Source organism: Sphingobium boeckii, assembly GCF_014199215.1.
Taxonomy (GTDB): Bacteria; Pseudomonadota; Alphaproteobacteria; order Sphingomonadales; family Sphingomonadaceae; genus Sphingobium_A; species Sphingobium_A boeckii.
Genome location: NZ_JACIJC010000004.1, coordinates 315,046 through 340,047, shown reverse-complemented (window position 1 = coordinate 340,047; position 25,002 = coordinate 315,046). Strand labels below are relative to the sequence as shown.

Genomic DNA, 25,002 nt, shown 5'->3' with positions numbered 1-25,002 from the left:
GCCGCCGCCCCGTTGAACGGCGCAACATGGTAAGCGCAAAATTAACATTGCATCCACAAGCTTTTTTAAGAGTTGTGGATGCAAATGAGGTCATAGGCCGGAAATTCCGGAAGCGTTATAAACGATCCAAATGTGAACTTTAGTTAACAGACTCGCTATAGAATGTTGAGATTGCTATAAGTTATCTCAGCCGCATCGGTGGGAGCGTATAATTCCGCCAATTTGGGGAAGCACTCGTGATCAAGGCACTCGCAGTATCGAAGACGGCAAAGGCTCTGGGCCTTTGCGTCTGCCCAATCGTGGGCACCGGCGTCGTTGCGACGCAGGTTCCCGCCGTCCGCACCGCGATCCACAAGGCGACGGCGCCGCGCGCTTATGCCAAACCGAAGACGCGCGTGCGAGCGCCGGGCGCGCTTGCCGCGCCCGTGAAGATGGCGGCTGTCGATCCCTGCCTCACCAACAATCCGGTTATCATTCAAAGCGGGCAGGCGTTCAACCTGCCGACGCTGCCTGAAACGGGTCCGGTGATCGCGCTGAATGGCCCGTCCACGATCGGCGGTACTTCGCCGGTCCGCGTGTTCGTACCCGGATCCCCTTCGGCGATCATTCCCGGCAATCCTGGGACGCCCGGCACGCCGGGCACGGACATCCCGGTCAGCCCGGTGCCTGAGCCTGCGACATGGGCGCAGCTTGTCTTCGGGTTCGTGATCGTCGGTGGCGTCATGCGTTCTGTCTCGCGGCCGCGTGCAAAGTCAGAAGACAATGCGCCGGAAGCTGCGGTCTGATTGGATCAGAACGGCCTTTCGCCCATCACATTGCCGCCTTCACTATAGCGGCACACGAGGAATTCATCGGCCCGCCCGCGAATGAGCGCACATCCCACCGAATGGGATGATCGCCACATAAGCTGGGTATAATGGCCGATGTCTTCCAGATTGCCGGTCACGGTATTGTTCGGAAACAGGCCGGGTTTGAAATTCTTGCGCTCGGCGATCCACAGGCCAACCATGGATTCAGCGGAATAATAGCCGCGCGTGCCGGCCCATAGATTTTCGCCCTGCGGATCGGGATCGGCCGGATTATCGGGATAATGCTCAAGCCGGCCGAGCTTGGCGAGATGATTCCCCCATTTCTGCGCATCCACGGCCAGCGCCTGATTCCATGCCAATGCGGGAATGTCGAGCTTGGCGCGTTCACGATTGTGCGCTGCCAATACGCGATCTTCCAGATTGTCGATTCGGCCGGCGGCACCCGTGGTCAAAGGGATGCAAAGCGCGAGTAGAGCGGCGGAAAACAGCCGGTTTCGTGTCGGTTTCCAGCATGGTATGCGCATGACGGCTGACCCAGTTCATCGTTGGTAACAATGACGGGATAGGGGTGAGCCATGCCAATGAGCTTGATATCCAAGGTAAATCTCGGGTTAGCTATGTTCGTGCACGAGAAATTAAGGAGATGGCTGTGAAGCGGGGCATGGTCGGTTGGGAAGAAAACATCAGCATGAGGCACATTGGATGACGGTCATATTGGTCAAGCAGCCGCGATTCGCCGATCAGCGAGGCTGGTTCACGGAAAGCTGGAATCAGGCGAAGTTCGCGGCTTTGGGGATCGAGGCCGATTTCTGTCAGGACAATCATTCTTATTCGCAAAGCACCGGCACGGTGCGCGGCCTTCATTTCCAGACGCCGCCTTATGCCCAGGCGAAGCTGGTGCGCTGCGTGCGCGGCAGCATCCTCGATGTGGCCGTGGACATACGGACCGGATCACCAACCTATGGCCAGCATGTCAGCCGGGTTCTTTCGGCGGACAATGCCGAGCAGCTTTTCATCCCCGCGGGCTACGCCCACGGTTTCATCACCTTGGAGCCGGATTGCGAGGTGATCTACAAGGTCACCGCGCCTTATCACAAGGAATCGGAGGGCGGAATCATCTGGAACGATCCTGCGCTCGGGATCGATTGGCCCTTGCCTGAAACGGGTGCCTGCCTGTCCGACAAGGATCTGGTGCTGCCACTTCTTCACGAATTGGAACCGCACTTCGCCTATGAGGGCGGACCACTGGTCCCACTCGACTGATTCGCAGCAGGAAAGATCGAATGACAAAGAAAATCCTCGTAACCGGCGGGGCCGGGTTCATCGGTTCGGCCCTGGTGCGTCACCTAATCGAAAACACGTCGCATCATGTGCTGAATGTCGATGCGCTGACCTATGCGGGCAATCTGTCTTCGCTGGATGGCGTCGCATCCTCCAATCGCTATGCGTTCCAGCAGATCGACATTTGCGATCGCGAGGCGATTGCGGCGGCGATGGCGGCGTTCGCGCCCGATGTGGTGACCCATCTCGCGGCTGAATCCCATGTCGATCGTTCGCTGGATGGTCCGGCGGCGTTTATCGAGACCAATGTGGTCGGCACATTCGGAATGCTCTCGGCGGCGCAGGCCTATTGGAACGGGCTCACGGGAGACGCGCGGGAAAATTTCCGCTTCCACCATATCTCAACGGATGAAGTGTTTGGTTCTCTGGGTGATGAGGGCGCGTTCAACGAGGCGACGCCTTACGATCCGCGTTCGCCTTATTCGGCATCCAAGGCGGCATCCGATCATCTCGTGCGCGCGTGGCACCATAGCTATGGCCTGCCCGTACTCGTCACCAATTGCTCGAACAATTACGGGCCGTTCCATTTTCCGGAAAAGCTGATTCCGTTGATCATCATCAAGGCCTTGGCTGGGGGGGATCTCCCGGTTTACGGCGATGGCACCAATGTGCGCGACTGGCTCTATGTCGATGATCATGTCCGTGCGCTGGAAAGCGTGTTCGAAAAGGGCGTGCCGGGCGAAACCTATCTGATCGGCGGGCGCAGCGAACGGCGCAATATCGATGTGGTGCATGTGATCTGTGATATGCTCGATCGCGTTCAGCCGCGCGCGGACGGAAAATCCTATCGCGCGCAGATCGTGTTCGTCGGCGATCGGCCGGGCCATGATTTCCGCTACGCCATCGACGCGGGCAAGTTGCGCAGCGAACTTGGCTGGGAGCCACGCGAGACCTTCGAAAGCGGCATCGAAAAAACAGTGCGCTGGTATCTTGCCAATGAAAGCTGGTGGCGTCCGATTCTGGACGGTAAATATCAGGGCGAGCGTCTCGGCACGGCGGCACCGAAGGCCGCATGAGCGACTCGATTCTGGTCATTGGCGGGGGCGGACAGGTGGGCACCGCCTTTCGGGGCATTGGCGATATCGCGGGTTTGCCGATTCATGCGCCGACGCGCGCTGAGCTCGATCTGCGCGATCCCATCGCGATCGCCAATGCGATGGGGCCTGATACGAAGGCGGTGATCAATTGCGCGGCGTTCACCGACGTGGACGGTGCCGAAAGCGCGGTCGACGCGGCGCAGTGGCTTAACGGCGACGTGCCCGGATTGCTGGCGGACGCCTGCAATCGCCGGGGGATCCCGCTGGTGCATTTCTCGACCGATTATGTGTTCGATGGAGAATCCGATCGGCCCTATGCCGAAAATGATCCCATTGCCCCGATGAGCGTCTACGGGCGTTCCAAGGCCGAGGGCGAGCGGCGGATATTGGCGGCGGGCGGTCCGCATCTGATCGCACGGACCGCCTGGGTGGTCAGCCCGTGGCGCAAGAATTTCGTGAAGACGATGCTGCGTGTCGCCGCCGAGCGCGATGAACTGCGGGTCGTGGGCGATCAGCTTGGCTGCCCGACCAGCGCCATCGATCTGGCCGATGCCATTGCCAAAGCGCTGCCCGCAATGCTGGCCTCTCCATCCGCAGTGCCCGAAATTCACCATCTGGTGAATGCCGGCAGCGCGACCTGGTATGATCTGGCCGTGTTCATCATGGATGAGTTGCGCGCCGCCGGGCTGAAGGCAGCGCGCGTGACCGCGATCGGATCGGATGAATATCCCACGCCCGTCACGCGGCCCAAAAATTCCCGCCTGTCCACCGATGGGTTCCGCAGACGCTTTGGCATAGAGATGCAGCCATGGCAGCCGGCGATCCGCACGATCATCGCCGCGTGCCTGGCCGAAACGAAGGAAAATTCATGAAGGGTATCGTTCTCGCCGGCGGCTCGGGCAGCCGCCTCCATCCGGCGACGCTGGCAGTCAACAAGCAGTTGCTGCCCATCTATGACAAGCCGATGATTTATTATCCGCTTTCGGTGTTGATGCTGGCGGACATTAACGAGATCATGCTGATCTCGGCTCCCGAATATCTTGAGAATTACAAGCGCCTGCTGGGCGACGGCAGTCGGTTTGGGATCGAGATTACCTATGCGGTGCAGCCCAAGCCCGAGGGTCTGGCGCAGGCCTTCCATATCGGGGCGGATTTTGTGGGCGATGAACGCAGTGCGCTTGTGCTGGGGGACAATCTGTTTTTCGGCGCAGGTATGCAGCAATTGCTCGCTGGCGCGAAGGCACGTGAGGATGGTGCGACCGTGTTTGCGCATGAGGTCGATCAGCCGCAAGCCTATGGCGTGATCGAAATGGACGCGGACCGCCGCGCCATCAGCATCGAGGAAAAGCCGGCTCAGCCCAAATCGAACCTCGCGGTGACGGGCCTGTATTTCTATGACGAAACCGTGGTGCAAAAGGCGGCCGATCTGAAGCCGTCGGCGCGTGGGGAGTTGGAGATTACCGATCTCAACCGGCTATATCTCGAATCCGGGGATTTGTTCGTCGAAGAGCTTGGCCGCGGCTTTGCGTGGCTCGATACCGGCACGCATGACAATCTTCTCGAGGCTGCCCAATTCGTTCGCACGATCCAGCATCGTCAGGGCCTTCAGATCGGTTGTCTTGAGGAAATCGCCTATCGGGCAGGCTGGATCGATCGCAGTGCGCTGGAAGCGAGCGGGCGCGAATTGGTCAAAACGGAATATGGGCAGTATTTGCTTAAGCTTGCTATGCGATAGAGGAATAGTTCCCGAACCAGGGCGGTGTTTTGCCTGTCGTTACGGGCTCAGGATTGTATGAGTTCATGAATCTTTATAAGCGTGTAGATACCGATGATCGTGCCGCCTCGCGAGAGGCGCGCAGAAAAGGCATCGGATTCGGAGGGGCAATGCCATTGTCGATAAGCATGAGCCTCGTGCGCGCGGAGCCAGTTTGATGGAGGCTGTCAGAAGATCTGCGATCTGGCGGTTCGTTCAGGATAATTGGCTGCTTTGCGTGGGCATCTTGGCGATCCTGTTGCCGACGATGGCGTTCGTCGCGAAGGAAACCTGGTCGACCGAACAAGGAGGGCACGGCCCAATCGTGCTGTCGACCGGGCTTTGGCTGCTGGTGCGGCAATGGCCGCAGGACAAGAGCACGCTTGCGCCGCCGCCTGCTTATAAGGTTGCGCTGTTTTTTGTGCCTCTGCTGCTTCTTTATCTCGCGGCCCGCGTGATCCAGATCGTCGAGATTGAGGGGTTCGTCATGTACGCGCTGCTCGTCGTCACATTGTACAGCTTCGCCGGCTTTGCCGTTCTCCAGCGGCTCTGGTTTCCGCTTTTCTATCTGCTGTTCACTTTCCCCCCACCCGAAAGCGTGGTGGCGGCAGTCACGCAGCCATTGAAGATCGGCATCTCGCAGGCTGCGATCGATTTTCTCTATTGGCTTGGATATCCCATCGCCGGAGCAGGAGTCACGATCCAGATCAGTCAATATCAACTGCTGGTCGCCGAGGCGTGCGCAGGTTTGAACTCCCTGATTTCCCTGTCCGCCATCTCGCTTTTCTATGTCTATATGCGGCATCAGATGAACTGGCGTTATGCCATGATCCTGATGCTGGCCGTGATACCCGTGGCGATCTTCGCGAATTTCGTGCGCGTTCTCGTGCTGATCCTGCTCACTTATTATGCCGGGGAAGCGGCTGCGCAGGGCTTCCTGCATAATTTTGCCGGATTGACGATGTTCGTCACGGCTTTGCTCGCGATCTTCGCGATCGACGCTTTAGCGGGGCCATTACTGCGGCGCCTTCTGGGCGGCGATTCCAGATCTTTCTCCTTGGGAAGCTCAGATGGCACAAGATAAAGACAGTCCGGCGGCACCCTGGCTTGGCATGTCTCGGCGAAGCGTCTTCCTGGGGGGCGCTTTGCTCGCCACCTCTGGCCTTGCTGCGTTGAGAGAGCCTGTCCGGGCGGTCAAACCGTTTTCCGAAAAGGAGTTTGATGCACTGATCCCGCGGGTGGTTGGCCCTTGGACCGCGGAAAACAGCAGCGACCTCATTCTGCCTCCGCCAGACCAACTCAGCCAGAAGCTTTATGAGCAACTGGTCACGCGCGTGTATCTGGCGGAAAGCAAGCCTCCGGTCATGTTCTTGGCGGCCTATAGCAGTATCCAGCAGAACAACGTCCAGGTTCATCGACCTGAGGTGTGTTACCCTGCCGCTGGTTTCGTCATCACCGAGAATGAGCCATTCACGTTAAAAATCGCGCCAAATATAGAAATTCCCTCAAGGTTTCTCGTCGCGAAACAATCCAGAAGATCGGAAATGATGATCTATTGGACGCGGGTCGATAACAAATATCCGCTGAAATGGAGCGACCAGCGCCTCGCCATGGCGGAAGCCAATTTGAAGGGATATTATCCCGATGGCGTGCTGGCCCGCGTGTCGATGATCGGTCTTGACCAGACAGAGGCGGCGGAAACGATCAGCGACTTTGCAAGAGAGCTCGAAAAGTCCGCGACCCCTGCAGGCAGAAAGATTTTATTCGGCTAAGGCAGAGATGGTAAAGGATCGCGCATGATCTGATCCGCGGGGGCATCGTTTATGGATATCGAAAAACAGAGCCCGCGCGTCCTTCTCGTGGCGCCCAATATATCGCGGAAAATGGGCGGTGAGGCGCTCAAGGCACTGCAGATATTATTGGGACTGGAGGCATTGGGGATCGATGTCGTGCAGGTAACCCATTCCAGGGTTCGGGATGAAGTGCAGGCCATGAATCTCACGACACAAGTTGTGTTCGTGGAAGACCATCCTATCGAAAAGCTGTTTTACAAGCTGCGGCTCAACTGGCCGTTGATGGTGGTCAGCGGGTGGCTGCTCCACCGCCGCGCGCTACAATGCGCCAGGGCGACCAACCCCTGGTTGGTGCATTTCACGTCACCGATATCACCGACATTGCCTTATTTTCGCTTTCCCAAATTTCCGGTCGTGATCGGTCCGTTAAACGGCAACATTCTTCATCCTGCTGCTTTCTCCGATCGGGAAACTTTGGCGAAAAGGGCCGGAAGCCTGATGCTTTGGCCGATGCAAAAGCTCGGCGGCGCGCTGTTTCGCGGCAAGCGCAAGGCGACCTTACTGGTCGCGGGCGGCGGCAGGACGGTCCGCGCGCTTCGTCTCGGCGGATGCAGCGACGCCCGGATGGTGCCGTCGCTCGATAGCGGGGTCGATCCTGATCTGGCGGCCGCTCCGCGCATCCAGCATGTCGGCCATAAAGCGCGGTTCGTCTTCATCGGCAGATTGGTGCGCTACAAGGGTTGTGATTTGGCGATCAGGGCGCTGCGCCTGGCGCCCGGAGCAACGATCGATATTTACGGTGATGGGGAAGAGCGGGCCGCCCTTGAAGATCTCGCCGGGCGCGAAGGCGTCGCCGATCGGGTGAATTTTCTGGGCTGGTTTCCGGCGGGTAAAGCCCTGTTCGATCAGTTGCGCCAATATCGCGCCTTTGTATTTCCCAGCCTGGCGGAAGCCAATGGCATTGTCGTTCAGGAAGCGATGATGCTGGGATTGCCGGTCATCGCGCTGGATTGGGGCGGTCCGGCTTTGTTGCTGGATAGCGATAAGGGCATTTTGATCGCACCTGACGATGAGGCGGCCGTCGTCGCTTCGATCGCCGCCGCCATGCGCCGCCTGGCGGAGGATGCGAATGAGGCCAATCGCCTGTCTGCGAATGCCCGTGCGGAGGCGGAACGCGCCGGCTATTCTTGGCCGTTTCTGCTCAAGTCATGGATCGGGACTTATGATCGCGCGCTGGCCGAATGCGGGGGCAAGTCCATCAGCCAATGGCTTGCTGCCAGATCTGAAGCCAATTTTGAGGAATCGCGGAGCGTTTAAGCGATCAGGGCCGCTTCCAGCCCTCGAACGGCTTCAGGACGATGAATATGAAAGCGAGCACGGCACCGATCACGACGATGGCGGCGATCTCGTTGACCTCATTGCCCACATAGTTCGCCACGGCGCATCCCACGGCAGCAATGAGATATTGCCACAGGCTGTCACGCGGCTCGGCTTCCGAAGAGCGTTGAAGAAAAAGAACGATCAAGCCGGCGAATATGGCCAGCGTGACCCAATCAAATACGGTTTCCAATGCACTGCCCCGTTGCAAAGATTAATCTTTATCGCGTATCGCCGGTGTCTACAAGGAAACTGAATTTTTTAGCCGGACTTGATCGCCATTATCGACCTTCCGGCATCTTGGGGAGACAAATATCATGAAACGCAATTTCAAAGGTGCTGCGGCGGCGGGCGTTCTCGCCGTGCTTTTGCTGGCGAGCGGCTGCGAGAAGAAGGCGACCGGGCAGATCGTCGCGGTGGTGAATGGCGAGGAAATTTCTTTGCAGGAATTGAACGCGGAACTCGAAGGCGTGAATTTGCCCGCCACCGCCGACAAGAAGCTGGTCATGAAGCAGGTGCTTCAGCAGGTGATCGACCGCAGGCTTCTGGCGCAGACCGCCAAGGAAGAGGGTCTTGATCGCGATCCCACCTATGTGACGCAACAGCGCAAGATGAGCGAAGAGTTGCTCGTGCGCATGTATGCCAAGAAAGCCGCGGATGCGATCCGCGTGCCCGATGCCGGCGCGATCGACAAATATATCGCTGAGCATCCCGCGATGTTCACGGGCCGCACCCGCTATAAGGTCGATCAGCTCCAGTTCGACATGCCGGGCGACGTGGCGCAGTTGAAGAAGCTCGAAGGCGATCATAGCCTGGAGGCAGTCGCAGCGTCTCTGACGGCCATGGGCATCAAGTTCCAGCGTGGTGCAGGCGCGATCGATTCCGGGGCAATCCCGCCTGAAACGCTCAAGCAGATCGTCGCACTTCCTGCCGGCGAGCCGTTTATCGTTCCGGCTGGTGGCAAAGTTGTCGTGAGCGTCATCACCGGCAGCGAGCCGTTGCTGGTTCCCGCCGATCAATCGCGGCCGATCGCGGTTCAGGCTATTCGCAACGAGGGTTTGTCCAAGGTGGGCGAAACGCGGCTCAAGGAAGCGCGCGCCAAAGCCAAGATCGAATATCAGCCGAATTACGAACCTGCTCCGGCGGCAAAGCCCGCAGCCGCCAAGTAAAAATCATCGGGCGCGGCGCTGCGGCATCGCGCCCGATTTTATTCTTCGGGTCGCTTGGTCCGCACCCAATTGGTCTCTGCTCCGCGCACGAGTTTGAGATAGACCGGGATTTTCCACAGCGCGTAAAGCGGCAGGCGTAAAAGCGCCCCTGGCGCGATCATGGCGCGCCCGAAGCCTCGCCATGCCAAGAGAATGGCGAGCCCGCTCGCGGCCATCATGCTAAACAGCAGAAGCGCAGGGCCGAAACCGGCACCCGCCAACATCAGCAATAAAAGCATCGTCAGCACGACGGTTCCGGCCATGAACAGCAGCGCCAATGGCGGTACGAGCAGATGCAAACCCAGCCAGAATAATGGCCAGCGTCCTCTGCGCAACCCTTCCAGCGCCAGCGGCAGTCCATGTGATCTTGCGGTTGCGACAAAGCCATGCTCCCAGCGGGTGCGCTGCGTGAGCGTATCGCCTTCGCTCGCCGCGACGCTCCATACGCGTGCCTGTTCCAGGAAGCGCGGCGCATGGCCTGCACGGGACAAATCGACGCCAAGCGCCAGATCCTCGACAATGTTGCCAGACGCCAGCGGCGCATCTTTGAAAATGGCCCAAGGGAAGGCCATGCCCGTTCCCGTCAGCAAGGCAGGAGCACCCAATGCGGACGCGCCACGCTGTCGCACGAGATTTTTGATCAGAAAAGCGAAGTTGGATATCTGCACCATTGGGCTTGCGATCCGGTTGGGCTGCATCAGATAGCAGGCCTGAGCCGGCTTGCCCGTCCGTGTTGCTTCGGCGGCGAGCAGCGCCAGCGCCTTTGGTTCCGGAACGCAATCGGCATCCAGTACGATCACGCAATCGGGTGGGTTGGCGCACAGATGATCCCGTCCGAACGCCAGTGCATAACCTTTGCCGCGATGCGCTGGATCGTGGCGTTCGATCACGGCGCAATGGGCAGCGCGTGCGAGTGCGGCGGTATTGTCGCAACAATTGTCGGCCACGATCAGAAGCTGGGCACCGTCGGGCAGACGGGGCAAAACCTCTGCGATGGTCCGTTCGATTCCCGCGGCCTCGTCATGTGCGGGCATCAGGACAATGGTTCGGCCAAGTGCTTGCGATTCCCGGGTGCCGTCGAATCTTTTGACCAGCCCGGCGGTGACCTCGGTCAGAAAGACGCTGAACATGGCGCCTGTCGGCAATGCCGCAAGCCATGCGACGAGGCCCGCCCCCGTCATGGTCGATTGATCCCATGCGATGCCTCGATCAACTTCAACAAGTGCGCCCCGTTGATGCGAGAATCATGCTGCTCCAGAACGCGCCTCCGGCCTTCCGCGCCGCGACGCTGGAGTTCAGCCACCGGCAGCGTGAGCGCTTCCGCCATGGCATCGGCCAGATGCTCCACCGAACCGGCGCGGATCAGCCAGCCGCACGCTTCATCCACGAGTTCGGGCGTGCCCGCGATGGCGGTGGCGATCACGGGGCGTGACAAGGCGAGCGCCTCCATGATCACCACTGGAAGGCCTTCTGCAAAGCTCGGCAAAACCATGGCGCGGGCGTTCAATATGTGATCCCTGACCGCCTCCGAGCTGGACCAGCCGGCGATGTGGACTTTCGCTTCCAAACCGTGTCCAGCGATCATCTGCTCTATCTCGGGACGCATTTCGCCGTCGCCGACCAAGGTCAGATGGAAATCCAAGCCGCGGCGGTCGATCAGCGCCGCGGCCTCGATCAGCAGCGGCAACCCCTTTTGCGCACTTAGCCGCGCCACGCAGCACAGCCGCGGTGCGGCGGGGATCGGTTGCGGCGCGATGGGCTGCAGAAAGCTCTCATCCACCCCGCACCGAACGATCGCAATGCGATCCCAATGCGCGGGATCGCTCCAGCGCATGAGCTGGCTTCTACCGAAACTGCTGATCGCGACGGTCAGGCTGGCGTCGGTGATCTTGCCCGCCAGATCCAGCGCCTGAGGCCGATCGAACTCATCGGGACCGTGAACGGTAAAGCTGTAGGGTGGCCCGCCCAGCTTATGCAGCAGCCGCGCGACCATGGCCGGGTTCGTGCCGAAATGCGCATGGACATGATCGACCGGGTCCTTGGCCAGCATTCGATAAAGCAAACAGGCTTCGGCCAGATAGGCCATGTGCTTGAAAATGGACTTGGGAGATGCGCCGCCTGCGCGCAATGCGAGCATGAGCGCCTTCAAAAAGCGCCATAAATTGAAGATAACGGCGTTGGCAACGGCAATGAAAAATGCGCCGATGTTGCGATCCAGCAAAAGCGTCGTTTGAGGCAATTCCTCCTGGTCTCTCTGATCCGGCAAATCCGCATTGGGGCGCCGGACGGAAAATCGCCTGACCTTTGCGGAACAGCTTTCGACCGCATCAATTTCTCGTCGGATAAAGCTATGGCTCACCGCGGGATAGGCGTTCACGAGATAAGCAATCTTGAAACCGGGCATTATTCCAAATTTCTCATAGAGGCGTCCAGATTCTGTTTCATGACCATGATGATCACTCTACGAAAGTTCCGCTCCGCCTGTGCTTATAAGCGAGATTGATCAAAATGCCCGCCATGGCCATGGTCATTCCCAAGGTCATGGTTATGCGGCCTCCCATGGAGATATTGGCCAGCATTATGCAGTTGGCGATCATGGTGGAAAATGCAAATGCCAGATACTCTCGATGCGTCGATGTGTTTTTCGTGGCGACGCGGGCTTGCCAGATGATCGTGCATTGGGAGATCAAGCCGGTGGAAAATATCGCGAGACCGATAAGGCCGGAAACAAGGGCGACGACGAGATAAGAGTTCACGAAATCAACGATACCCTCTCCTTGAGTCATGTCTTTCATCGCTTCTGTCACTTGTTCAAAGGGGCGGCCAATTAAAGGATAGGCGCGTACCTCTTCTATACCTCGTGTCAGAAGATCTTCGCGATAATCGATCGTTCCATGGCCTTCGGCGGACGTCCCGGTAAGATTGGCCAGATGAGAATTGACGGTTGAGCCAGCGACAGCCAGGACGCCGGCCATGACGAGAATACCCGTCCGCGTGGCCAATACCTGCCAACGACCGCGATAGGCATCACATGCCAGCAATCCGACAATCAGTCCGATCCATGCGCCGCGTGATTGTGGTGCCGCGATACCAATGGCGGTGATAGCGCAAAGCCCCAAAAACCATAATCTGGAACGAAAAGATCTTCGGCTTGCGACAAGGGCGAGAATACACATGGTCAGCGAGAAGGATAGCGAGAGGGGTTCGGCGTAGGGGCCAGGCGACCTCAGCAATCCGCCGCGGAGTTTCACACTGGCACCAGAGCCGAGGTCAATACCGTGGTATGACCAGATGGCGCGATAAAGTGGCCAACCCTTCAACGCTTCGAATGCGCAGATAATCGAAAGCAAAACCGCCGCGGCGGCCAATATCAATAATGTGAGACGGACATCCGTCAAATTGCGAATACCCCTGCTGACGATCCAATAGGGCGGCCCATAAAGCAACGCCTGTCCCAGAAATTCGCGCAATATGTTCGTGACGGATGTATCGCGGACCGTTATGAAAAATAGAACCAGCATTATGCCGATAAAAGGCAAATCCGTCGCAAATTTCGCGTATGAGCGCCCTTTCCCTTTTATAGCGAAGGCAATGATTGCTCCGATACCCAGCGAATGGGCAACGCTATAATCTAATAAAAATATTCCCCCGGCGCTCACATTATAACTAAGAAGCGGAGAAATAATGATACAGAAAATATATATCGGCGCAACTTGACTAAAGTTCCTAGCAATAAGTGGTATGAGTATTATATAGAAAATATTGAGAAATATTAGATTTGGACTTAAGAATGAAAATGCTGCGACGCTTAGAGATATAATATAAAGAATATTGCCAAATTCAGATCTTCGCTCTTTTATCAGGCTTCTCAAAAAAATCCATATGCCTGCAAAGGATAGGATTTCTATAAAAGCGAGATTTATAATCAGATTGCGCATGGTGAACCTGGAAACATCTGGTGTGTGGCCTGTCGATTGGCTGACTTTTGCAACCCATGACCGATGTGCCGGAAAAAATGGAAGTCCCCCGATTTTGCTCGTCGATCTAAGCGGGCGATTGCGATCAAAAACCTCTTATCCGAAGGTGTCGACACGCATCCATGATCGTTCTGTGACAACATTCTGGCATTGCTCTCATCAATGCCCGGTCCGAGGCAGAAAACGTGCGGTTCGAATTCTCATTGCCTAGCTCCAATCAGATCACAAGCCTTGCGATGTTTCATATTGCGTGAAATTGTTAACATAACGGCGTTCGTTGCGTGCCACATGGTTCGATATGTCATGCGCGAGCAAACCACGGTGTCTGACGTGTCATCCAGATCTTGCGCATAGGATCGTTTGAAAACGCAATTTGTGGTCGAGTCCTGGTTGCCGCGGCCGAACGCGAAAAGCCTTGATCCTTTGGCGATGTTCTGTTCGACAGAAAAGATGCTCGCCCCCATCACATCGTGTCGCGTTTCCGGAACCGGCGTCGCCTTATGAAGCCGGCCCATTTACTGGACGAACAGTCTCGTTCAATCGCCATAGTCATCGTCAACTATCGCACGCCGGAGCTTGTTGCGGATTGCCTGAAAACGATATTGGTCGAGCGCGACAGTCTGCCGGAATTGACGGTGATGGTCGTCGATGGCGGGTCAGGCGACGGCTCCGCCGAGAAGATTGAGGCTTCTTTGAACGACCCGGTTTTTGCAAATTGGGTCACCTTTCTTCCACTGGACATCAATGGCGGCTTCGGCTGGGCGAACAATCAGGCAATCCTCCGCCTTCTTCGCCAGGAAAATCCACCGGCTTTCATCCATTTGCTCAACCCGGATTCGCGAATCGAGCCCGGCGCGATCGCGGCGTTGCGCGACGCCATGATCGCGCATCCGCGCTGTGCGGTCGCGGGGAGCCAACTCATCAATCCTGACCTCAGTCTGGCGGGATCGGCATTTCGCTTCCCCACGGCCGCACGGGAATTGGTTAGCGGCGCACGCATCCATCGGGTCGGCGTTCTGCTGGGCATTGCGCCTACGCTCATTCAGTCGGAGCGTATCGTGCCGGCCGATTGGGTGACCGGCGCGAGCTGTATGGTTCGCACCGCTGCGTTGGCGGAAACCGGCCTCTTCGATCATGGATTTTTTCTGTATTTCGAAGAGGTCGAACTGATGTACCGGCTGAAGCGCGCGGGTTGGGACATCCTTCATGTGCCGGACAGCCGCGTGATTCATATCGGCGGTGCGGCCACCGGCGTGCGCGACGGCAAATCAGTCGCCGCGCCGACAAAACCGGATTACTGGTTCAGATCCCGCCGCCGTTTTCATGCGCTCGCTTATGGGCGGCGGATGACGGCGATTGCGGGTGTCGCCTGGCTAGTGGGCGATATGTTCTGGAGATTGCGGACGATATTGAAGCTTTCTAGCCGGAGTGAAACCGATCTGGCCGAACGCCGATCGCTTCTTCGTGCCGGCATATTGGCCGACGCCGATGATATTCGACCGCAAATCGCCACCGCGAAAGATGCGCTGGATCAGCGGCCAGCATGGATGCCACCGAATTGACTGCCCTTGCCGTTCGGGGGCAAAGGGAGCCGGACGGGGTGCATAGCGTTATGGATGACAGGAAATCGAACCGATCGGGCGAGGCCGATGCTTCGGCGCGCGTGGGGATCGTGGTCATCGGACGCAATGAGGGGGATCGGCTGAAGACCTGCCTGCGCTCCATCCCGTCGGGCGTCAGCGTGGTCTATGTCGATTCCGGATCGACCGACGATAGCGTCGCCTTCGCACGCGCCTTGTCCGCACATGTGGTCGAGCTTCCCACCGCCATCGGATTCACAGCCGCACGGGCGCGCAATGCTGGCTTCGAAGTTCTGAAGAAAAATGACCCTGAGGCCGCATACGTCCAGATGATAGACGGCGATTGCGCGTTGCAGCCGCACTGGCTGGATGCCGCGATCGCCGGGCTGGAGGCGGATCCGGGCCTTGCAGCGATCTTCGGGCGCCGGCGCGAACGGTTTCCGCAAGCGAGCATCTATAACGCCATCTGCAACGCGGAATGGGATGTGCCAGTGGGGCCGGCGCTTTCCTGTGGCGGCGATGTGCTCTTCCGGATTTCGGCCTTCGATGAGGCCGGCGGCTACAATCCCGATCTGATCGCGGGCGAGGAGCCCGACCTGTGCCTCAGGATGCGGGAAAAAGGCTGGCGCATCGAACGAATCCCAGCGGAAATGACGCTTCATGACGCCAATATCCTGCATTTCGGGCCTTGGTGGCGCCGCGCCCGGCGGTCCGGACATGCCTTTGTCGAACATGTCTGGCGGCATGGAGCGCGGAGCGATCCTTCATGGATCAGGCAGGTCCGCAGTATCATAGTCTGGGGCGGCGTGTTGCCAACGATCGCGATCTCGGGTGTTCTTCTGGCCCTCGTTTTCGAACCTATATTTTGGGCCGTGCCGCTGGCTTATCTCGCAATTCTGGCCGCTCAAATTTGCCGGATCGCTCTGCGGGGACGTGTGGCGGGCGAGCCGAAAAGCTATGCCTGGCGCAATGCCGCGTTGCTGATGATCGCGAAATTCGCGCAGATCGGCGGCGGCATGACATTCCTGCGCAGCCGTTTGCTCAATCGACGCTCCCTGATCATCGAATATAAGGGATAAAGGCATGGCGCGGCTCAGCGATCTTTTTGCGGTGATCGGCGAGGACCATCGCGCGCACGGGGGGGATTGGACAAGGCCGGGGTTCCGGGCGATGGCGGTCTATCGGTTCGGCGTGTGGCGCATGACCATCCGGAACCGGTGGCTACGCGCCTTGCCGAATTTTCTTTACCGCGCGGCCTTCCGCTTCTGCCGCAATATTTACGGGATCGAATTGCCCTATACCGCCATCATCGGGCGGGGCGTCGTCATCGAGCATCAAGGCGGCATCGTGGTGCATGGCAGCACGGTGATCGGTGACGGTTGCATCATCCGCCAGAATTGCACTCTTGGTATCCGGTCGCTCGACCGCCTGGATGACGCTCCGGTTCTCGGCTGTCATGTGAATGTCGGCGCGGGGGCTGTGATCCTCGGCAAGATCCATATAGGCGATGGTGCGCAAATCGGAGCCAATGCCGTGGTGCTGAAGGATGTTCCAGCGCAATGGCTCGCGGTCGGCGTGCCCGCGGCTGCGCGTCCGCCGCGTGTCACAGCACCACCGTCCACCGTGTCGGACGATATTTAGAGCGGGATGACATTTGACTGATTCAAAGGGGATTCCCTTTGGGAGGTTTTTCTGATTCAAGCTTCTTGCTGGGATGGGAGGCCAGCAATGTATGTCCAGACCCATATCTACGGATTTGCGCGAGCGGCTGGTTTTGGCGGTTTCGCGGGAGGGGATTTCGGCCCGGGCTGCTGCGGCGCGCTTTGGTGTTTCGGTCAGCAGCGCGATTGTGTGGGTCCGTCGACATCTTGAGACGGGGAGCGTCGCACCGGGCAAGATCGGCGGATACAAACCCAACATTCTGTCAGGCTCCCATGCCGACTGGCTGGTAGAGCGGGCCAAGTCAGATTTCACCTTGCGCGGGCTGGTTGCCGAACTGGCCGAACGCGGGGTCAAGGTCGACTATGTGCAGGTCTGGCGTTTTGTCCATGCGCGAGGGCTGAGCTTCAAAAAAAAGCGTTCTTCCCGCCGAACAGTTGCGTCCCAAGATCGCAAGGCGGCGCGCGCAGTGGCGCAAGTATCAGGGGCGACTTGATCCCCGGCATCTCGTCTTCATCGACGAGACTTGGGCCAAGACAAACATGGCCCCGCTCAGGGGATGGGCTCCCAAGGGCCAGCGGCTGCACGCCAAGGTGCCCTATGGTCATTGGCGCACCATGACCTTCATCGCTGCGCTGTGACCGGATCGATGCCCCGTGCGTCCTTGATCAACCGATCAACGGGGCCAGTTTTGCCCAATGGGTCGAGCAGTTCCTCGTGCCTACCCTCGCACCGGGCGATGTCGTGATCATGGACAACCTCTCCAGCCACAAACGCCCAGCTATCCGCCAAGCCATCCGCGCCGCCAAGGCCAAGCTGCTCTACCTGCCGCCATACTCGCCTGACTTGAACCCCATCGAGCAGATGTTCTCCAAGCTCAAGCACCTGCTGCGAAAGGCCTCCGAACGAACCGCTGAAAGCACCTGGCGATCCATCGGATCATTGCTTGACGCCTTCAGCCCGCAAGAGTGTGCAAACTACTTCGTTAACTCTGGCTATGCATCAATGTAATGTCATCCCGCTCTAAGCGTCAGCACGGGTCCTGTTCCGGCGTGACCAGATCGCGGCGAGATAGAAGATCCGCGGGCCATCGATCAGATAGCGTCGCCACAGTCGCGCCGGTTCGGCAAGAAGCCTGAACGCCCATTCGAGACCCGTTTTTTGCATCCAGCGCGGCGCGCGCTTCCGGTTGCCCAGGATGAAATCGATCGATGCACCCACACACAGGCCAACGCCGACCGACATGCCATCGAGCAAGCATTTATGTGCGCATATTTCACTCTGCGGTGCCCCGATGGCGAACAGTGTGATCGGCGCGCGCGTCGATCGGATGAAGGCGATGATCGCATCCATCGCGGCGTCATTTGCGAGCACACCCATAGGCGGAATATGCTGACGATAATCCGGGCCTGGAAAGGCGGCGCGAAGCTGGGACAGCATCGTCGCGTCACCACCGATGATGGCGATGCGCTCATAAGCCGTGATCTCATCGAACAGCGCTGCGGTCAGATCGCTGCCGGCCACCAGCGGCAGATTGATCCGATAGGATCTGGCCAGTCTGCGCAGGATGCGGCTGTCGCACAGCCGCAGCGCGGCGGCGTCATAAGCGGCATTGAAAGCGTCTGTGGCCTTCGTCGGCGTGCTGGGTTTCAGCTTGACCACATGATCGACGTTCGGCGTCACGATGTAGGAAAAACGGGGCGAAGCCGCGCGTGTTCGAATATCCGCCAGAACCTCGTCGAACGACAGCGCCGAAAAATCCAGATCGAGAAACCGGATCGGTGGGCGTGTCGCATCGTGTTCAATAGGCATTGCGGTCCCACACCAGCTTGACGATCGTTTCAAGGATGATCCGGATATCCAGCAATGGAGACCAGTTTTCGATATAATAGACGTCATATTCCACACGCTTCTTGGCGCGCTCGATCGTGTCGATCTCTCCGCGCAGGCCGCGTACCTGCGCCAATCCGGTGATGCCGGGCTTCACGCGATGGCGTGCGGCATAGCCTTGCACGGCATCGAAATAATATTTGTCGCCCACGCGCATCTGGGTCGCATGGGGGCGCGGGCCGACTAGCGACATTTCGCCGCGCAGCACGTTGAGCAACTGCGGCAATTCGTCGATGCTCAGGCGGCGGATGATCCGGCCTACCTTCGTGACGCGGACATCGCCTTTTTGCGTGCGCGCCGCCCCCGTTTCATCCTGCCGATCGACATACATCGAGCGGAATTTGAAGACGCTGATCTCCAAATTGTTGAAGCCGAAGCGCTTCTGGCGAAAGAAAATCGGCCCCTTGCTCTCGATGCGGATGGCCAGCGCCGTGAGCAACAGCAGCGGCGAAAGAAGGATGAAGCCGAGTGCCGCGAGCCCCCGATCCTGCACAGCCTTCATGATGCCGTCCAGATCGCGCATGGGCTGTTGCCAGACGCTCAGCACCGGCAGCGAGCCGATATAGTTCATGCGATAGCTTGCGCGCAGTTCCAGGATTTCGCGTGGCATGATGCACACGTCGATGGCCGCCGCGCTAAGCTGGGCGACGATCGAATCCAGCCGTTCCTGGCTGACCATGGGCAATGCGATGATGACCTGATCGAGCTGACCATTTTGCGCCAGCTTCAGCAGCTCTTCGAAGCCACCGATGAACTCAGCCGTATAGACCGGCGTGGTATCGACGCGGCTGCGCCGGTCATCGGCGAAGCCGATCAGCCTGAGATGAGGCAGGCGTTCAATTTCGAGCAGTTCGAATACCCGCGTCGTGATCGCGCGATCCGCCCCGTAGATGACGACACGCTGGCCGATATAGCCCATATCCATCAGCCACCAGGCGATACGGCGAAAAGCGATGCGGCTGAAAAACAACAGAGCCAGGCTCATCCCCACGAAGATCATGCCGAGCCCGCGCGAGAAATCGCCAAGCATACCGAATTGTGTGATCGTCAGCGCGGTCAGCGTGGCCGCAACCAGGAAATCGAGCATCGTGCCTTGGCCGACATCGTCACCCTGGCCGCGAAATGCAGAATAGGCATCCCGCGAAATCCGGATGAGAAAGAAGTTGATCGCCAGCACGATCGCGCCAGTCGTATGCAGCCGCGAATCGTAGAAATTGCCGATGCTGATATCGTAGATGAGAAGAGCCAGCATATAACCGACAATGAAGCACAAGGCGTCGTTGACGATCCCGACCGATCTCAAGACGTTGGATGTAAAGCGGACATGTTTGTTGCGGACCGGTCTTTGATCGGGAAGGAAACCACTCACGATGCTTGCCCTTGTTCTTCAGGCCTTAAGGTGTGGCGCATCAGAGCTTTCCAAACAGGCCGCGAGGCCGCCTGGCGCCTGGGCGTTCGTCCATCGTATAGGTGTGCAATGCCTTGTCGCGCCCCGCTTTGGCTTCGCTAGCGCAGGCGGAATCATTCAGCCGCGCGCAGGTGCTGGCAAACAGATTCCAGCCTCTCAGCGAAGCCGGATTGGCGAGGGCATATTCTCGAGACACTGACATGGCGCGGGCCTTATCATTGATTCGGTAAAGAAAATCCCTGAAATGCGCGACAAGCGCATAGTTTTCCGGATGATCGTTGATCGCCTGTTCATACACCTGGCGCACGCGCCATATTTGCTTTCGCGCCTCAAAACCCTGAGCCAGCACGATATAGCCAAGTTCGTTCGCCGGATCGTCCCGGACCACGATCTGCGCGTCATTGATGGCCGAATCCGCGTCCGCGCGCTTCAAGGCCTGCTGCGCGCGCAGCACCAGTGCATCTGAATTGTTGGTGTCATCCTTCAAAACCGCGGCGATGATCGTGCCGGCCCGCGCGGCCTGACCCTGAGCATCCAGCACACGCGCATAAAGCGATCGGGCGTCCGCCATTCCGAGGGCGGTTGCGGCGTCGGCCACGGGGCGCAGGATGGCTTCCGCCGGCATCGGCCTTCCTTGGGCGAGGAGATGCCGCGCGATGGCCATGCGCTGGATAAGAGACCCGTCTTCTTGCAACTGCGCCAATTGTGCTGCCGACAATGGATCCCTGTCATATTCGGCCCAGAGCGCCGAAATCTTGTCGATCAGTTCGCGATTGTCAGGTTGCTCGGTCATCACCGCGCTCAGCAGCATACGGGCACGCACGATGTCACCGCTCTTGTACAGCGCATTGGCGAAGTCGATCTTCAAATCGTAATTTTTCGGAGACTTGCCCGTCAGCGTCTCGAACAGGGGAAGCATGTTGGCCAGATCACCATCGGCGCGATAGACTTCCAGCGTGGTGGCGGTGATCGCATCGCCTTCGCCTACTTTGAGCAGACCGTCTTTGAGGATCTGGATGGCGTCCGCGCGTTTGCCGCCGAGCGCCAGCACGCGGGCTTTCATCACGATACCGCCTTCGTCGTTCGGATTGATCGCCAGCATCTTATCGGCAAAGCCTTCCGCTTCGGGCAAGCGCCGGTTTTCCAGTGCGATCAAACCCTTGATCAGCATCGCACGGGTGGCATTGGGGTTCAGCGCCAGCAAGCGGTCCGCAAAAGCCCCCGCCTCGCGCACACGCCCCACCTGAAAGCCGACTTCAGTCACGATCTGCAAGGCTTCCTGATTGGTGGCATCCAGATCGAGCGCGCGTGAATAGGCCTGATAGGCGTTGACCGGGGCGTTCAGGGCCAGTTCGATCCGGCCCTGCAGCGTCCAGTGTTCGGCGACGTCATCGCGCGCGGCGGTCGCTTTCATGATCTCCAGTCGGGCGGCCGGATAGTCACCAGCATCGAACAATCCCGCTGCCGTTGCGGCATATTCATTGGCCTTTTCCTGGGAGGATGTGCATCCGCCCAGGGCGATCAATGCGGCGACCGCGATAATCTGCCAACCCTTCATGCGCGATTCAGCCCTTCTTCTGCGGGCACGCCGCAACAATCATCCAACATAAGCCCTGCCCGGATTCGCATGGTGAACGGGATATGAGCCAGAAATAATAGGCAAAAAATTCATACTTTGATATTAACAGCGTGGATGGTTCAGGCGCACGATGAGAGCAGGGATGTGTCTGGAATTACAGGATTCGGCATGGGCTGCCATCGACTTTTCGATGGTAAGCAGCATCTGCCATGCTATAGGATCAGCCACTTTGTGGGGGTATAGGAACTTGAACTTGGCGCTGCAAGCGATGAAGAAGTCGAGCCTCATGCTGATGGCGATGACGCTCGGAACGCCCCTGACCGTTTCTGCTCAGGAAGCAACCGCACCGCAATCCCAGCCTGTTCAGGCAACGCCCTTGCGGCCCTATACGGTGAATGCCGGGGACGAGATCGAGGTCTATGTCTGGGGTGAAGAGCGGCTTCAGCGCAAGATCCGGGTTTTGCCGGATGGCACATTCTCATTTCCCCTGGTCGGCAAGGTCAATGCTGTTGGTCAGCTTCCTTCGCAGATCGAGGTCTTGATCAGCAAGGGGCTGGAAAGCCAGTATCGCGGTCAGGTGCCACAGGTGACGGTGTCCGTCAGCAGTCCTTCGGGGTTGCAGTTTTCGGTGGTGGGCAAGGTCGGATCGGCTGGAACATTCACGCCGGGTCGCTATGTGAATCTGCTTGAGGCGCTCAGCCTTGCGGGCGGCCCTGCGGAATTCGCCAATCTCGATAATGTCACGATCGTGCGCAAGACGCCGACGGGTCTCATCACCATTCGCGCTCGTATGGCGGGCGTTTTCAAGAACGGCGCTTCCGCCCGGGATCTCGCGTCCAACGGCATCCCGCAGATTGAAAGCGGCGATACGGTGATCGTTCCTTGATGCGAAAACATCTCAAAACGAAAGTGGGCGGATCACGCGCCGAATGCCTTTTGGCGGGCGCGGCTGCTATGTGGAATCTGTTGGTTCCCGGTCAGGCGATGGCGGACACCACTTTTTCGGCGGATGTCTCCGCTGGGATCAATACGTCCACCAATCCCTATCTGTTTGATGGCGGCGATACGAGTTCGGTATCGGCGACCGTTTCCGTGTCCCCGACCGTCACGGTGAAGGACGAAGCCGGAGAGTTTCGCCTGACAGGCTCCCTCCAGCACGAAGAGTTTTTCAACCGCTATCCCTCGGCGCAGAATTACGCGCTCAACGCTGGTTATGATCGGCGATTGAGTTCGGAACTGAGCTTCAGCGCGGGTGCGGGTTTTCGAAGCTCCGTGTCGAACGCAAACCAATTATTGAATGATCCGCTCGGCGGCGGGATCATCGATCCCACTCTGCCTCCTGTTTTGGAAGACATTACGCTGAATGGCCTGCGCCAGCGCCAGACTTCGTTTCAGACCCGCGCCGGATTTGCATTGAGAACAAGCGCGCTGGATCAATTCACGCTGGATTATTCAGGTGCTTTCACGCGCTATCCGTCCAATTCCAATTTTCTGAACGATTATGATTTTTTCGGACAGACGCTGGCTTACAGTCGCACGCTGAACAGCCGGACTTCGGTGGGTGCCAGCGTCGGCGTGTCGCGCAGTAACTACCGCGGCATCTCTCAGGGCGACGGCATCATCATTTCGCCGCAACTGACGGCCTCCACGAAATTGGCAGCGCGCTGGAGCTTGTCCGGATCCATAGGCACATCCATCACGCGCACCAATACGCTCACGAGAAAAATCACGGCTACGACGCTCGCGGGTTCTCTCAGTGCGTGTCGCGCCGGCGAGCGCTCCAATCTGTGTTTGACCGGATCACGAGCGGCAACGCCAACCGCCTTCGGCGGCATTCGCGCGCAAACCGCGATGGGCGCGTCTTATAGCTACCGCGTGGATGAAAAGAGCGATATCTCGGCCTCTGCCAATTATTCCATGGCATCAGAACCGCTGTTCGATACCACAGTGCCGGGGCAGACCGGGCGATCCGTTGATTTTGTCTCGACCAGCGTGACGATCAATCGCAAAATCAATCAGCGCCTCTCCGGCTTTATTTCGGGTGGCTATAGCGAAAGCTTCGAGAAGCTCCTGAACCAACGCGCCAATTTCCAGGTCAGCGCGGGAATCAGATTATTGATTGGGGATCGGCGATGAGTGCTGAAATCGATCGGGATGAGGATGAAAGCGGTGGTTCCTTCCTGGCACATCTGCCGGCTATCATAAAGCAACGCCGTTGGTTTCTGGTCATTCCTTCCATCATCGGTATGCTTGGCGGTATCGCCGCTGCATTTCTGATGCCGACGGTCTATCGTTCGTCGGCGGTGCTTCTGGTTGAATCGCCGCAATTGACGATCGACACGAACACGCAGACGACTGACATTATCGATCAGCGCATAGCGAAGATTCAGCAGCAGGTGCTGAGCCGGCCCGATCTGATCGAAATGATTCAGCGTTTCGGGCTTTACACCGACGAACGGAATAGCAAGCCGCTTTCCGAAATCGTCGAGACGATGCGCAGCGCGGCGATGGTTGCGCCGGTCGATGCGCAGATCCAGCAAAGCAATAATGGACGATCCACCACGATCGCATTTTCGATGTCATTCGATTATTCCGATCCTGTCAAAGCCCAAGCCGTGGCGCAGGAACTGACGGAACGCGTTCTTGAAATCGATTCGACTAAAAATGCGGAGCAGGCGGAAAATACGGTCCAATTTTTGACCGACCAGGCAACCGGCCTTCAGGCGCAGATCAGCCAGATGGAAATGCAGATCTCGGGCATCAAGGCCCGCAACGGGTCGGCGCTCTCGAGCACCGGCATGACAATGCTCGGCATGTCCGGCGGCAGCTACGATGCGCAGATCGCTCAGCTTCAGCGCGATAATGCACAGCTTAACGGACAGCGGGCTTTGGCGGGCACCGCCGCCAATCGCGATCCCGCCGTTTCGCAGGCCGAAGCCGCGCTGGCCGCTGCGCGCGCCGTCTATTCCGAAACCCACCCAGATGTGATCGTCGCGAAACAGCGCCTGGCCGAAGCCAAAGAGCTTGGCAAAAGGAATGTGGGCAATCTGCCTGCCGATTCCACGGCGTCGCAGATCGCATTCAACAATTCCCAGATCGCGGCGCTTCAAGCGGCGCGTGCACGCGAAGCGGCTCAGGCCTCCACGATCCTGGGCGCCCAATCCAGAGCGCCGGTCATCATGGAGCAGGTGGCGCAGCTTCAGCAGAAGCTCGAGGGGGTGAACGCCCAATATCAGGGTGTTTCGGCCAAGCTCCTGGCGGCGCAGGCCAATGCCAAGATGGAGAATGAGCAGAAAGGCGAACGCCTGTCCGTGATTGATCCGCCAGTGGTGCCGGATAAGCCCAGTTCGCCCAACCGTCCGGTTTTGATCGCCGGCGGCTATGCGGCAGGGCTTGGACTGGGTCTGGCGCTGATCCTTGGGCTCGAATTGCTGTTCAAGCCCGTTCGCGGCGTGGATTCGGTCAGGGCGATCGTGGGCGCATTTCCGCTCGTCGCGATCCCGACGATTGTTCCGGCAGTCGCTGACAGGGCGCCTTGGTATCGCCGTCTCTGGCCCTTCGGACGCAAGTCGGCGGTCAGCACATGAAGCA

Annotated in this window: 23 protein-coding genes and 1 pseudogene; 16 read left to right on the top strand and 8 right to left on the bottom strand. The window is 58.5% G+C overall.

The features are described from left to right. The first annotated feature begins 236 nt into the window (after positions 1–236). Positions 237–785 carry a PEPxxWA-CTERM sorting domain-containing protein gene (locus FHS49_RS13155; protein WP_184019265.1) on the top strand — a complete coding sequence of 183 codons (549 nt, stop codon included), beginning with the start codon at positions 237–239 and terminating at the stop codon, positions 783–785. 5 nt (positions 786–790) lie between these two features. On the opposite strand, the gene FHS49_RS13150 is transcribed toward FHS49_RS13155, so the two are convergent. Then, positions 791–1,261 carry a CAP domain-containing protein gene (locus tag FHS49_RS13150; protein WP_246350691.1) on the bottom strand — a complete coding sequence of 157 codons (471 nt, stop codon included), beginning with the start codon at positions 1,259–1,261 and terminating at the stop codon, positions 791–793. 250 nt (positions 1,262–1,511) lie between these two features. Here FHS49_RS13150 and rfbC point away from each other — a divergent pair, with 250 nt between their 5' ends. The 7 genes from rfbC to FHS49_RS13115 all read left to right on the top strand — a co-directional run bounded on the left by rfbC (position 1,512) and on the right by FHS49_RS13115 (position 8,050). After that, complete coding sequence (rfbC, locus tag FHS49_RS13145; RefSeq protein WP_184019261.1) at positions 1,512–2,072, top strand: dTDP-4-dehydrorhamnose 3,5-epimerase; 561 nt, start codon at positions 1,512–1,514, stop codon at positions 2,070–2,072. Between the two features lie 20 nt (positions 2,073–2,092). Continuing rightward, positions 2,093–3,166, top strand: coding sequence for a dTDP-glucose 4,6-dehydratase (gene rfbB / locus FHS49_RS13140; protein ID WP_184019260.1), 1,074 nt, complete (start codon positions 2,093–2,095; stop codon positions 3,164–3,166). Next, positions 3,163–4,059, top strand: a complete 897-nt coding sequence (gene rfbD / locus FHS49_RS13135) for a dTDP-4-dehydrorhamnose reductase (RefSeq protein ID WP_184019257.1) — start codon at positions 3,163–3,165, stop codon at positions 4,057–4,059. The genes rfbB and rfbD overlap by 4 nt, the downstream gene beginning before the upstream one ends. Continuing rightward, a complete protein-coding gene (gene rfbA, locus FHS49_RS13130; protein WP_184019255.1) occupies positions 4,056–4,922 on the top strand; it encodes a glucose-1-phosphate thymidylyltransferase RfbA in 867 nt (288 codons plus the stop codon). The genes rfbD and rfbA overlap by 4 nt, the downstream gene beginning before the upstream one ends. 196 nt (positions 4,923–5,118) lie before the next feature. After that, positions 5,119–6,024 carry an exosortase V gene (gene xrtV, locus FHS49_RS13125; RefSeq protein ID WP_184019253.1) on the top strand — a complete coding sequence of 302 codons (906 nt, stop codon included), beginning with the start codon at positions 5,119–5,121 and terminating at the stop codon, positions 6,022–6,024. After that, complete coding sequence (gene epsI / locus FHS49_RS13120) at positions 6,011–6,712, top strand: exosortase-associated protein EpsI, V-type (RefSeq protein ID WP_184019251.1); 702 nt, start codon at positions 6,011–6,013, stop codon at positions 6,710–6,712. The genes xrtV and epsI overlap by 14 nt, the downstream gene beginning before the upstream one ends. Positions 6,713–6,763: 51 nt before the next feature. Then, positions 6,764–8,050 (top strand): glycosyltransferase family 4 protein, encoded by a 1,287-nt coding sequence (locus FHS49_RS13115; RefSeq protein WP_184019249.1) that lies wholly within the window; start codon positions 6,764–6,766, stop codon positions 8,048–8,050. A 4-nt stretch (positions 8,051–8,054) separates the two neighbouring features. Here the strand turns inward: FHS49_RS13115 and FHS49_RS13110 are convergent, their stop codons facing one another. Beyond that, complete coding sequence (locus tag FHS49_RS13110; RefSeq protein WP_184019247.1) at positions 8,055–8,303, bottom strand: XrtV sorting system accessory protein; 249 nt, start codon at positions 8,301–8,303, stop codon at positions 8,055–8,057. A 124-nt stretch (positions 8,304–8,427) separates the two neighbouring features. Here FHS49_RS13110 and FHS49_RS13105 point away from each other — a divergent pair, with 124 nt between their 5' ends. Continuing rightward, positions 8,428–9,279 (top strand): EpsD family peptidyl-prolyl cis-trans isomerase, encoded by an 852-nt coding sequence (locus FHS49_RS13105; protein ID WP_184019245.1) that lies wholly within the window; start codon positions 8,428–8,430, stop codon positions 9,277–9,279. Between the two features lie 38 nt (positions 9,280–9,317). On the opposite strand, the gene FHS49_RS13100 is transcribed toward FHS49_RS13105, so the two are convergent. From FHS49_RS13100 to FHS49_RS13090, 3 genes are all read right to left on the bottom strand, one after another. Further along, positions 9,318–10,499: a glycosyltransferase family 2 protein gene (locus FHS49_RS13100; protein WP_184019243.1), complete on the bottom strand. Its 1,182-nt coding sequence runs from the start codon at positions 10,497–10,499 to the stop codon at positions 9,318–9,320. Continuing rightward, positions 10,496–11,557 (bottom strand): glycosyltransferase, encoded by a 1,062-nt coding sequence (locus tag FHS49_RS13095; protein ID WP_221240500.1) that lies wholly within the window; start codon positions 11,555–11,557, stop codon positions 10,496–10,498. Before FHS49_RS13095 ends, FHS49_RS13100 begins: the two co-directional genes overlap by 4 nt. 217 nt (positions 11,558–11,774) lie before the next feature. Beyond that, positions 11,775–13,256 carry an O-antigen ligase family protein gene (locus FHS49_RS13090; protein ID WP_184019239.1) on the bottom strand — a complete coding sequence of 494 codons (1,482 nt, stop codon included), beginning with the start codon at positions 13,254–13,256 and terminating at the stop codon, positions 11,775–11,777. A 539-nt stretch (positions 13,257–13,795) separates the two neighbouring features. Here FHS49_RS13090 and FHS49_RS13085 point away from each other — a divergent pair. From FHS49_RS13085 to FHS49_RS13070, 4 genes and pseudogenes are all read left to right on the top strand, one after another. Next, positions 13,796–14,857, top strand: coding sequence for a glycosyltransferase family 2 protein (locus tag FHS49_RS13085; RefSeq protein WP_184019237.1), 1,062 nt, complete (start codon positions 13,796–13,798; stop codon positions 14,855–14,857). 50 nt (positions 14,858–14,907) lie between these two features. Beyond that, positions 14,908–15,954, top strand: a complete 1,047-nt coding sequence (locus FHS49_RS13080; protein WP_184019235.1) for a glycosyltransferase family 2 protein — start codon at positions 14,908–14,910, stop codon at positions 15,952–15,954. 4 nt (positions 15,955–15,958) lie between these two features. Further along, entirely contained in the window at positions 15,959–16,516 is a 558-nt protein-coding gene (locus FHS49_RS13075) for a serine O-acetyltransferase (protein WP_184019233.1), read from the top strand. Positions 16,517–16,607: 91 nt separating this feature from the next. Beyond that, positions 16,608–17,545, top strand: a pseudogene (locus FHS49_RS13070) (IS630 family transposase). Positions 17,546–17,557: 12 nt separating this feature from the next. Here FHS49_RS13070 and FHS49_RS13065 read toward each other — a convergent pair. From FHS49_RS13065 to FHS49_RS13055, 3 genes are read right to left on the bottom strand one after another with little or no spacing between them, the layout of a single operon-like run. Then, complete coding sequence (locus FHS49_RS13065) at positions 17,558–18,346, bottom strand: WecB/TagA/CpsF family glycosyltransferase (protein ID WP_184019231.1); 789 nt, start codon at positions 18,344–18,346, stop codon at positions 17,558–17,560. After that, positions 18,336–19,793 (bottom strand): undecaprenyl-phosphate glucose phosphotransferase, encoded by a 1,458-nt coding sequence (locus FHS49_RS13060; RefSeq protein WP_184019229.1) that lies wholly within the window; start codon positions 19,791–19,793, stop codon positions 18,336–18,338. Before FHS49_RS13060 ends, FHS49_RS13065 begins: the two co-directional genes overlap by 11 nt. Before the next feature lie 40 nt (positions 19,794–19,833). Beyond that, positions 19,834–21,390 carry a tetratricopeptide repeat protein gene (locus FHS49_RS13055; RefSeq protein ID WP_184019221.1) on the bottom strand — a complete coding sequence of 519 codons (1,557 nt, stop codon included), beginning with the start codon at positions 21,388–21,390 and terminating at the stop codon, positions 19,834–19,836. A gap of 289 nt (positions 21,391–21,679) precedes the next feature. Here FHS49_RS13055 and FHS49_RS13050 point away from each other — a divergent pair, with 289 nt between their 5' ends. The 3 genes from FHS49_RS13050 to FHS49_RS13040 all read left to right on the top strand — a co-directional run bounded on the left by FHS49_RS13050 (position 21,680) and on the right by FHS49_RS13040 (position 24,998). Further along, entirely contained in the window at positions 21,680–22,297 is a 618-nt protein-coding gene (locus FHS49_RS13050) for a polysaccharide biosynthesis/export family protein (protein WP_246350688.1), read from the top strand. A gap of 68 nt (positions 22,298–22,365) precedes the next feature. Then, on the top strand, positions 22,366–23,547 hold the full coding sequence (locus FHS49_RS13045) for a hypothetical protein (RefSeq protein WP_184019219.1): 1,182 nt from the start codon (positions 22,366–22,368) through the stop codon (positions 23,545–23,547). Continuing rightward, positions 23,544–24,998: a GumC family protein gene (locus FHS49_RS13040; RefSeq protein WP_184019217.1), complete on the top strand. Its 1,455-nt coding sequence runs from the start codon at positions 23,544–23,546 to the stop codon at positions 24,996–24,998. The genes FHS49_RS13045 and FHS49_RS13040 overlap by 4 nt, the downstream gene beginning before the upstream one ends. Positions 24,999–25,002 lie beyond the last annotated feature (4 nt).

Bases quoted from the DNA above. Each gene is read 5' to 3' on its own strand.
- rfbC (WP_184019261.1), top strand. From the start codon at position 1,512: ATGACGGTCATATTGGTCAAGCAGCCGCGATTCGCCGATCAGCGAGGC.
- rfbB (WP_184019260.1), top strand. From the start codon at position 2,093: ATGACAAAGAAAATCCTCGTAACCGGCGGGGCCGGGTTCATCGGTTCG.
- rfbD (WP_184019257.1), top strand. From the start codon at position 3,163: ATGAGCGACTCGATTCTGGTCATTGGCGGGGGCGGACAGGTGGGCACC.
- rfbA (WP_184019255.1), top strand. From the start codon at position 4,056: ATGAAGGGTATCGTTCTCGCCGGCGGCTCGGGCAGCCGCCTCCATCCG.
- xrtV (WP_184019253.1), top strand. From the start codon at position 5,119: ATGGAGGCTGTCAGAAGATCTGCGATCTGGCGGTTCGTTCAGGATAAT.
- epsI (WP_184019251.1), top strand. From the start codon at position 6,011: ATGGCACAAGATAAAGACAGTCCGGCGGCACCCTGGCTTGGCATGTCT.
- FHS49_RS13115 (WP_184019249.1), top strand. From the start codon at position 6,764: ATGGATATCGAAAAACAGAGCCCGCGCGTCCTTCTCGTGGCGCCCAAT.
- FHS49_RS13105 (WP_184019245.1), top strand. From the start codon at position 8,428: ATGAAACGCAATTTCAAAGGTGCTGCGGCGGCGGGCGTTCTCGCCGTG.
- FHS49_RS13100 (WP_184019243.1), bottom strand. From the start codon at position 10,499: ATGACGGGGGCGGGCCTCGTCGCATGGCTTGCGGCATTGCCGACAGGC.
- FHS49_RS13090 (WP_184019239.1), bottom strand. From the start codon at position 13,256: ATGCGCAATCTGATTATAAATCTCGCTTTTATAGAAATCCTATCCTTT.
- FHS49_RS13085 (WP_184019237.1), top strand. From the start codon at position 13,796: ATGAAGCCGGCCCATTTACTGGACGAACAGTCTCGTTCAATCGCCATA.
- FHS49_RS13080 (WP_184019235.1), top strand. From the start codon at position 14,908: ATGGATGACAGGAAATCGAACCGATCGGGCGAGGCCGATGCTTCGGCG.
- FHS49_RS13075 (WP_184019233.1), top strand. From the start codon at position 15,959: ATGGCGCGGCTCAGCGATCTTTTTGCGGTGATCGGCGAGGACCATCGC.
- FHS49_RS13065 (WP_184019231.1), bottom strand. From the start codon at position 18,346: ATGCCTATTGAACACGATGCGACACGCCCACCGATCCGGTTTCTCGAT.
- FHS49_RS13055 (WP_184019221.1), bottom strand. From the start codon at position 21,390: ATGAAGGGTTGGCAGATTATCGCGGTCGCCGCATTGATCGCCCTGGGC.
- FHS49_RS13050 (WP_246350688.1), top strand. From the start codon at position 21,680: ATGAAGAAGTCGAGCCTCATGCTGATGGCGATGACGCTCGGAACGCCC.
- FHS49_RS13045 (WP_184019219.1), top strand. From the start codon at position 22,366: ATGTGGAATCTGTTGGTTCCCGGTCAGGCGATGGCGGACACCACTTTT.
- FHS49_RS13040 (WP_184019217.1), top strand. From the start codon at position 23,544: ATGAGTGCTGAAATCGATCGGGATGAGGATGAAAGCGGTGGTTCCTTC.